We start from the raw sequence: 7,617 nt of genomic DNA, 5'->3' as shown, positions 1-7,617 counted from the left end.
AGGACCACTACGACGAACACTAGGTCTTCACGTTCACTTTTAGTCAGCATCGATCCACCACAGTGGAGTCGATGCTGACTATCTTAAGCAGAACGACAGAGGCTACGGCGAGGGTTGCGCAGTGAGGCGCTCCGGTGGGATTACCGGTTAGTCCGGTGAATAACCAGTTCGGGTCAGCTATGCCTTTGTGGGTGTCAGGTTGATGGGCGGCCCCAACCCGATGAGAGCGTCGTGAAGGTTCGCGGGCAGCGTGTTCGTTTCCTTCGTGTCGGGGCGCCAGTGCTCGACCCAGCGGCCAAGGTCCTGTAGGCGTCCTTCACCATCGAGGCCACCCAGCCAGGCGGATCGGCCGGTAACCCCTGTTTTTCCTTTGCGGATTGCAACAGCGGCTACAGCGCCTTGAGCGCACTGCTGCAAGCACGGCGCTGAGATCAGAACCCCACCCGGGGACCGCGACACCGCGCCTGACAACCCACCATCCCCCCGGGACCGGGTCAGCGCAGCACACCGGTGACCGGAGCACATAGCAACAACAACACCAGCAGACCCATTCACTGCTTCATCGCCTTGGTCTTCACCCGATGTGAGGCTCGACATAAGCACTGGACCTGGATTGGACTGATTGCGTGCTTTTCGCCTCATCGTGACCGCCCTTACCCTTGACGGGCTTTCATTCGAGGGTTTTTCTTGTTGATGACGAAGGTCTTTCCTCGACGACGCACCACCTGGGCGCCGGGAATCTTCTTCAGGGACCGCAATGAGTTACGTACTTTCATGATGCTCCTTGATAGGTGTTCTTAGTGCTGTTCTGAGGGAAACGGGACAGGGAAGCCGATGCGCGCGGACTGCAATTCCTCATCGGTGAGGGCGCAGGCATCGAGTAGACCAGCAATGTCATCGTCGTCGAGATCATCACCAGTGAGAGCCAAATGAGTGCCACGGCATCCCTCCCCTTGCAAGAGATACGCACCCCACGGCCCCCTGTCCTCCACAGAGACGCGCGGGCCGACCCCGTGCACAGCTACACGTGAGTCCAACATTCCAGCGATCCAGACGCTGCCGCGGACAAAGCAACACCCCACAGAGATAGCGCCCAGAGCAGTTTGGAACCGCCCTGGATGCAGCGGGCGGCTGACTCGATGCTCGACAGTGCGGAACGGCTCAGATGACGAAGTCGGTGTGATGACCACCCCGGGCAGATTCCGGTTTCGTGCTTGTTCGGTACTGTGTGAACCCAGTTTCGCGACGTCCAGCCCAGCGCTGGGCACTATGTGGGCATGCGGTGCGAGCTCGTGGAGAAGATGCAGTCCACGAGCCGATAAGGCTGCGTCGTCGGGCAACAGGTCGCTGCTGGTGGTGAGGATCGTATCCGCGAAAAGCAGCTCTCCCACAAGGAATTCGCCCGGAGTTCGTGAATCCTCCGGCACTGCCGTATAACCAGACCCGAATAAAGTGTGGTGGTCCCACAACTGGTCCTCTACATCCTCCGGCCGCGCAGCCAGAGCCACCGTGTCCACGGTGAACGCTCCTGGGGCAACGGCACGTAAACCATCGATAGCGTTTTCGGCTGTTGTGCCCGGCGGAAGCCCAACAATCGCCCGGGCCTCCCCCGCGGCCGCTAACCGCAAGAGAGCCGGCGCGAGATCAAACCGGACAGTGCAACTCAGGCAACCATGCTCCAAAACCGTCGACTCACGCTCGATAAGTCGATCGTCGGCATGAACCCGGCGCATCACCACACCACCGTCCAACAAATCATGCAAAACTACCGGCACACGCGGAAACCTATCCGCCAACAACGAAGCGGCAGTATTCCGGCTCAGCACGTCAAGGGACGTGAGAATAATAAGATGCATCACCCCATTATATGAGAACCATTCTCAAATACCAATCGGGGTCTTCGATCTGCAACGCCAATAACGGGCTATTACGTCATCCCAACCTCGGGGTTAGGCTCAGAATGTATCCGGCAACCCGCTGGTGAACCATATGAAGGTAAGGAACGAGGCGACCGGTAACGAGAGCCTGAAAGCTGAAGGCCAGAAAGACCAGTCGAAAGCTGACCTGAAGAACGCTGGCGAGAACATCCAGGACGCCTTCAAGTAAGCCGACGCATCATCAGAGCGGTGGACACGACGGGTCTTCGTGCCCTCCCGTTCTCGTTTGTTCGAACTTGTCCTTCTCTACCTAATGGCGGCGTCGGTTATGCCAGCTGGCCACTGTCGCGAATGAGGCGGCAATCAGGTAGCAGAAGATGGCGATTACCACGATGGCTGCTCCCGGCGCGAAGTCACCGTAGTAAGAAGCTGCGAGACCGAGGATCGCGCTGAGTGCACCGATGCCGGAGCCAATAGCTAGTGTCGCCCGGTAGCTGGTCGCGATTTGCGCGGCGGCGGCCACGGGGACGACCATCATCGCTGAAATCAGCAGCAGCCCGATGGTGGTCATTCCAGCGACGACGATGAGCGCCACCATTAGCGTCAGGATGAGAGTCAGGGCTTGTGTCGGTATTCCGGCTACTCTGGCTGAGGCTTCGTCAAAAGCCACGGCAACCAATTGCCTGTACACCACGGCTGTGATTAACAGGACGAGACCGGCGAGTACGGTGATCGCTGCGACTTCCCACCATTGCAGGTTCAAGGGACTCCCGAAGAGGAGCCCGACCACTGCGGTTTGCCCACCGCCGGCGCGGGCCGCGAATAGGAAACCGGCAGAGATCCCTCCGTAGAAGAGCAGGGCTAGGGACAGGTCCGCGCCGCCGCGTCGGCTGGACATGCGCACTAACGCCACTGCAGCCAGGACGGTCAGCCCGAGCGCCCCGATGATCGGGTGTAGCCCGGTGAGCAGGGCCAGCCCGACTCCGGCGAAGGCCATGTGGCCCATGCCGTCGCCGATGAGGGATTGACGTCTCTGGACGATGAATCCTCCGACGAGCGGGGCAGCTGCCCCGATGACGGTGCAGGCAATCAGGGCGCGCTGCATGAACTCCAGTTCCAGCATTCCCTTAACCGTCCGTTCGGACTGTCGGAGCGGTTACCGACGTCGTTACATCGGGTAAGGGTAGAACGTTGCCGTCCCGGACTTCCAGAACGCGATGCGCTAATCCGGTAAAGCCTGCCGGGTCGTGGCTGATGTAGACCACGGCGATCCCCTCGACGTGCACCAAGTGCTCCAAAGAAGCCCGTAAGGCAGCCTTTGCTTCCGTGTCCACCCCGGTGGTGGGTTCATCCAGGAACAGCAAGCGGGGGGTGGTGACAAGGGCGCGGGCAACCAGCGCCCGCTGTTGCTGTCCACCGGAAAGCTCAGTGATCCGGTGCCGGCGCACTGCTTGCAGACCCATCACGTCAAGGACGTGCTCGATGCGTTCATGTTGAACTGCGGAAATGCGCTGCAGGGGTCGTAACCTGCCAGCGAGCCCGCTGCGCACTACTTCGTTGACGCTGATAGGCAGCACTGAGGAGGTCTCGGCCCGCTGCGGTACATATCCGACCCATGACCATTGGCGGAAACGTGCAGTGTCAGTGCCGAATAACCGGATGGATCCATCCGTGGGGCGAACCAGCCCTAAAGCGAGCCGCACCAACGTGGTTTTGCCGGCCCCGTTGGGGCCGACAACCGCGGTGAAGGCTCCGGCTTCAAGGCGCAGCGAAACGTCTGTCAGGACGGGTACGCGGCCGTAGCCGTAGCTGACGCGGTCGAACTCAAGAACAGCCGTTTGTGCGTGATCGGGCACGGATTAGGTGCAGTTCAGTGCGGTGGAGAAGGCTTCGGCCTGCTCCTGGAGCAGTGCCGGGTACCCCTGTTCCATTTGCTCTTCGCTGACAACGTCGAGGGGGAAGATGTCGAGCATTTCCGTTCCGGTTTCCCCTACGACGGCTTCAGCGTCAGCGCGGCCCTCGACGGGCTCAGCGAGCACGTACTCGAACCCTTCTTCCTCGATCTCAGCGACGATTTCAGCGAGCTCACCGCCGGAAGCGCCCGCCTCACCCGAGGTGACACCGACCACCGCGTGCTGGGTGTACCCGAAGGGCTCGAGCAGGTAGCCGTACGCGGCGTGGCTGACGATGGCTTCCTCAAACTGGCAAGCCTGGCTCAGCAGTTGCTCGATTTCTCCGTGTGATGCCATGAGCTCTTCACTGACCCGCTCAGCGTTTCCTGTGTAGGTCTCGGCATTGTCCGGGTCGGCGGCGGCGAATGCCTCACCCGTGCGGAGGGCAACTTCGGCCATGATCGAGGCATCGAACCACACGTGTGGATCCAGTGCACCCTCGGTGCTTTCTTCCTCAGCGTGTCCACCTTCTTCAGCGTGCTCTTCCTCGCCCTCGGCGTGTTCTTCCTCCTCTTCAGAGTGCCCGCCTTCTTCTTCGGCGTGCGCGTGGGCGTCCTCCGAAGCCGCTAACATCCGGTCTTCGCCAGCGACTTCACTGACGTCGACAATCTCTCCCCCGGCCGCGCCGGCTGCGTCTTCAACCTGGGACTGGTACCCAATATCACCCATGTACAGCACGACATCCGATGTTTCCAGGGCTTCACGCTGACCGGGGGTGAGTTCGAGTTCGTGTGCCTCAGCACTGCCTGAACCGAGGAACTCAATCTCCACGTCAGGTGCGATCTCCTCGGCCATCCACGCCAGCGGGTACACGGCCGCTACAGCTCTCAGCTGCCCTTCACTGCTTTCCCCGGCAGTGCCTGCATCTTCTCCTACCCCGCAACCGGCAATGGCCAAGGTCAGAACGGCGAAACTTGGGATAAGACGGCGCATAGCGGATTCATCTCCTACAGGTTGGGTTTATGATCAGAACTAATCTTAATGATATTGATTATCAATGGCACCGGAAGCTGAGCGTCTGCCTTTAGCCGGGTCGAGGGCGACGCGGCGACGTTCGGCCATCATCGATGCCCTCACCAACGCCAGTACGTTCCACAGCGCCCGCGACTTACAGAAGTTGGCCAGCGACGCCGGTCATCCTATGGCCCTATCCACGGTGTACCGGGCACTTCAGGCCCTCTCAGCAGCGAACGAAGTGGACGTTCTGCACCCCTCGTGCGGTGAGGCACTGTACCGCCGATGCACTCTGGGTCACCACCACCACCTCGTTTGCCGCCAATGCGGACAGGCGACCGAGATTGCTGATGAAGCACTCGAGAAGTGGGTAGAGAGAACCGCAAACCAGCACGGATTCACCGAGCCACACCACACCTTAGAGATATTCGGTACCTGTCAGGAATGCGCCAAGTTCGGGTAGACACGAGCACATCATTCGCCCGGTCTCGAGCCTGACCTCGAGCGGGAAACACGCTGTGTGCAATGTCCGCGGCAGTTTCGAGACGGGAGCGGCCTAACGGAAGGCCGGACCACGCAAACACCCGACGGGGCTGGCGTGGACGCCGGTTTCTCCAGAGATATGCAGGTACACCACACCCAGGCGGTGGAAATGTCCATGATCGCTTGGGATCGCTCGATTGACCCGTGTTAACGCCAACCCAAAACAGGGCCATTAGTGCCAATTGAAAACAGGGCCACTGGTTGTTCGTTCTATTGTGCCGTACTGGTTGTTGGCTGGTGTTTCGTGAGCCGGTAGCTGTTGCCTTTGAGGCTGATGACGTCGGCGTGGTGAACGATCCGGTCGATCATGGCTGAGGCGATGGTCAGGTCCCCGAAAACATCACCCCAGCGGGCGAAGGGCAGGTTCGAGGTCAGAATCAGGGAGGCGTGTTCGTAGCGGCTGGAAACGAGTTGGAAGAACAGGTTCGCTGCGTCCTGATCGAACGGGATGTAACCTACCTCGTCGATGATCAGGAGGCTGTAGCGGCGTAGCCTGGCCAGTTCCTGGGGTAGTTTCCCGCGGGAATGAGCTTCCTGGAGCCGGGCGACCCAGCCCGTCGCGGAATCGAAGAGAACCCGATGCCCTGCTTTGGCTGCTTTGATCCCGATACCGACTGCGAGGTGGGTTTTCCCGGTCCCCGGCGGGCCGAGCAGGACCACGTTCTTAGCCTCGGAGAGGAACACCCCGGTGCCCAGGTGCGCGATCAGGTTCCGGTCCGCGGAGGGCTGGTGATCGAAGTTGAACTCCTCGAGGCTTTTATGCGCGGGGAACCTCGCGGCTTTGATCCGGGTCGCCGCCCCGGACGCTTCGCGTTCGGAGACTTCACGGGAGAGGACCGCGGCGAGGTATTCCTCGTGAGACCATCCTGCGTCCCTGGCTTGGTCCCCGAGTCGGCGGAACCCGTCGCTGATCCGTGGGGCGCGCAACGCCCGGGCGTAGTACTCGATCTGGGCTGGCGTGCCGGTCATGAGGCCACCTCTGCCAGTGCTGGCTGCTGGTCGTGGGTGGTGCCGAAGATCTCGTCATAGACGCCGAGATCGCGGACCTGCACGGACTCCACCACCCTTGCTTCCACCATGTCGGGTCGGTGGGCTCGTTGGGCGTGGAAGTCCCGGCGCATCACCGCCGCCCGGGCCACGTGGGCTGGGTCGGTGATCACCAGGTGCCGGGCCCACACCCGGGCATGCGAAGCGATAGTGACGCCGTCGTGGGTGACCGTGACCGTGTCCAGATCGGCGGTGACATCAACGATCCGCCCGATGAACGAGGGATCAACGGAGTAGTCGTTGGAGAACACCCGTACGTCATAATCCCGTGGCAGGCGGACCGTATTGGCGAACACCGTGCCCGGGGTCACCGGCGGTAACGGGCGCATCTTCTGGCGGTCCAGGATGATCAGCTCATCGGGGCGTCCGTGGCGGGAACGTGAATACCGGTGATTAGCCGTCGGTAACCACTCATCTAACTGGTTGTTGAAATCCGCTGGTGAGGCGAAGTTCCGGCCCGGCATGAAGCGTTGCCGGAAGAACCTGTTCATCCGCTCCACCATGCCCTTGGACTCCGGATCCCGCGGTGGAAGTAATCGAACTTCCAAACCCAGCGATCCGGCGAACGCGGCCACTGGCTCCGTGGGCTGGCGACGGCCGATACCGGATTCGTTGTCCCACAACAGGCGCGCCGGGACCGCTTGCGCGTCCTGGATCAGGGCCCACATTCCACCCAGTAGATCAGGGGTCGTGCGGGAGGGCAGCATCCGGGCCTGGATGAATCCCGAGAACGCCGACGTCATCACCAGCACCGGCGGCGTATCGTGTTGGCCCTCGCCTACGGGCAACGGCTCATGCGGGAACCACAAATCGCATTGGATCTGGAAGCCCGGCACGTGGACCAGCCGGTCCACCGGGTCCGGCGGCGCGTACTCGGGCCGGATCACGGCGACCTTCGCCCGGAACAGTGACGCCGATCCAGACCAGCCCACCCGCTCCGCCAGTGTCGCTGCAGGCATTGTCGGGGTTTTCACCAACAACTCGCGCACACTCGGAGCGAACGCGTCGAAACTCGATGCCCCAGACGCCCGCTGATACTTCGGCACCCGATCCGATGCCAACGCCCGATCCACTGTTCCGCGGGAAACCCCCACGATCCTGCCGATCTCACGCTTCGAGTGCTGACCCGTCGAAAACAGGTGGCGTATCTTCGCCCAATCATCCAAATTGATCACCTTCCATCATGGTCGGTGGCCCTATTTTCATTTGGCGTTCCTGGCCCTACTTTCGGCCGGCGTTAACAA

Annotated in this window: 9 protein-coding genes and 1 pseudogene; 3 read left to right on the top strand and 7 right to left on the bottom strand. The window is 61.2% G+C overall.

The genetic code is table 11. The annotated features are described in order from the left end of the window. Positions 1-653: 653 nt before the first annotated feature. Together ykgO and DDA93_RS15635 are read right to left on the bottom strand one after the other, a co-directional pair. Positions 654-776, bottom strand: coding sequence for a type B 50S ribosomal protein L36 (gene ykgO, locus DDA93_RS15640; RefSeq protein ID WP_083850955.1), 123 nt, complete (start codon positions 774-776; stop codon positions 654-656). A gap of 21 nt (positions 777-797) precedes the next feature. Continuing rightward, positions 798-1,856 carry a GTP-binding protein gene (locus tag DDA93_RS15635; protein WP_019483763.1) on the bottom strand — a complete coding sequence of 353 codons (1,059 nt, stop codon included), beginning with the start codon at positions 1,854-1,856 and terminating at the stop codon, positions 798-800. A 148-nt stretch (positions 1,857-2,004) separates the two neighbouring features. On the opposite strand from DDA93_RS15635, the pseudogene DDA93_RS15630 reads away from it, so the two are divergent. Next, a pseudogene (locus DDA93_RS15630) lies at positions 2,005-2,106 on the top strand (CsbD family protein); the annotation flags it as partial. A gap of 81 nt (positions 2,107-2,187) precedes the next feature. Here the strand turns inward: DDA93_RS15630 and DDA93_RS15625 are convergent. The 3 genes from DDA93_RS15625 to DDA93_RS15615 are packed head-to-tail and all read right to left on the bottom strand — an operon-like array spanning position 2,188 to position 4,762. Beyond that, complete coding sequence (locus DDA93_RS15625) at positions 2,188-3,000, bottom strand: metal ABC transporter permease (protein ID WP_024475908.1); 813 nt, start codon at positions 2,998-3,000, stop codon at positions 2,188-2,190. A gap of 4 nt (positions 3,001-3,004) precedes the next feature. After that, the gene (locus DDA93_RS15620; RefSeq protein WP_024475909.1) at positions 3,005-3,733 is read right to left on the bottom strand and encodes an ABC transporter ATP-binding protein; all 729 of its coding nucleotides are present in this window, start codon (positions 3,731-3,733) and stop codon (positions 3,005-3,007) included. 3 nt (positions 3,734-3,736) lie between these two features. Continuing rightward, positions 3,737-4,762, bottom strand: a complete 1,026-nt coding sequence (locus DDA93_RS15615; protein WP_024475910.1) for a metal ABC transporter substrate-binding protein — start codon at positions 4,760-4,762, stop codon at positions 3,737-3,739. A gap of 64 nt (positions 4,763-4,826) precedes the next feature. On the opposite strand from DDA93_RS15615, the gene DDA93_RS15610 reads away from it, so the two are divergent. Both DDA93_RS15610 and DDA93_RS17155 read left to right on the top strand, forming a co-directional pair. Then, positions 4,827-5,246 carry a Fur family transcriptional regulator gene (locus tag DDA93_RS15610; protein ID WP_024475911.1) on the top strand — a complete coding sequence of 140 codons (420 nt, stop codon included), beginning with the start codon at positions 4,827-4,829 and terminating at the stop codon, positions 5,244-5,246. Between the two features lie 159 nt (positions 5,247-5,405). Beyond that, positions 5,406-5,477 (top strand): DUF305 domain-containing protein, encoded by a 72-nt coding sequence (locus DDA93_RS17155; RefSeq protein WP_084442810.1) that lies wholly within the window; start codon positions 5,406-5,408, stop codon positions 5,475-5,477. Positions 5,478-5,536: 59 nt separating this feature from the next. Here DDA93_RS17155 and istB read toward each other — a convergent pair whose 3' ends face one another. Next, entirely contained in the window at positions 5,537-6,295 is a 759-nt protein-coding gene (gene istB / locus DDA93_RS15600) for an IS21-like element helper ATPase IstB (protein ID WP_024475912.1), read from the bottom strand. Beyond that, positions 6,292-7,548: an IS21 family transposase gene (istA, locus tag DDA93_RS15595; protein ID WP_024475913.1), complete on the bottom strand. Its 1,257-nt coding sequence runs from the start codon at positions 7,546-7,548 to the stop codon at positions 6,292-6,294. Before istA ends, istB begins: the two co-directional genes overlap by 4 nt. Between the last annotated feature and the right edge of the window lie 69 nt (positions 7,549-7,617).

Origin of the sequence: Arthrobacter sp. Bz4 (assembly GCF_003075455.1) — a bacterium.
GTDB lineage: Bacteria > Actinomycetota > Actinomycetes > Actinomycetales > Micrococcaceae > Arthrobacter_D.
This window is presented reverse-complemented; position numbering and strand designations above follow the sequence as displayed.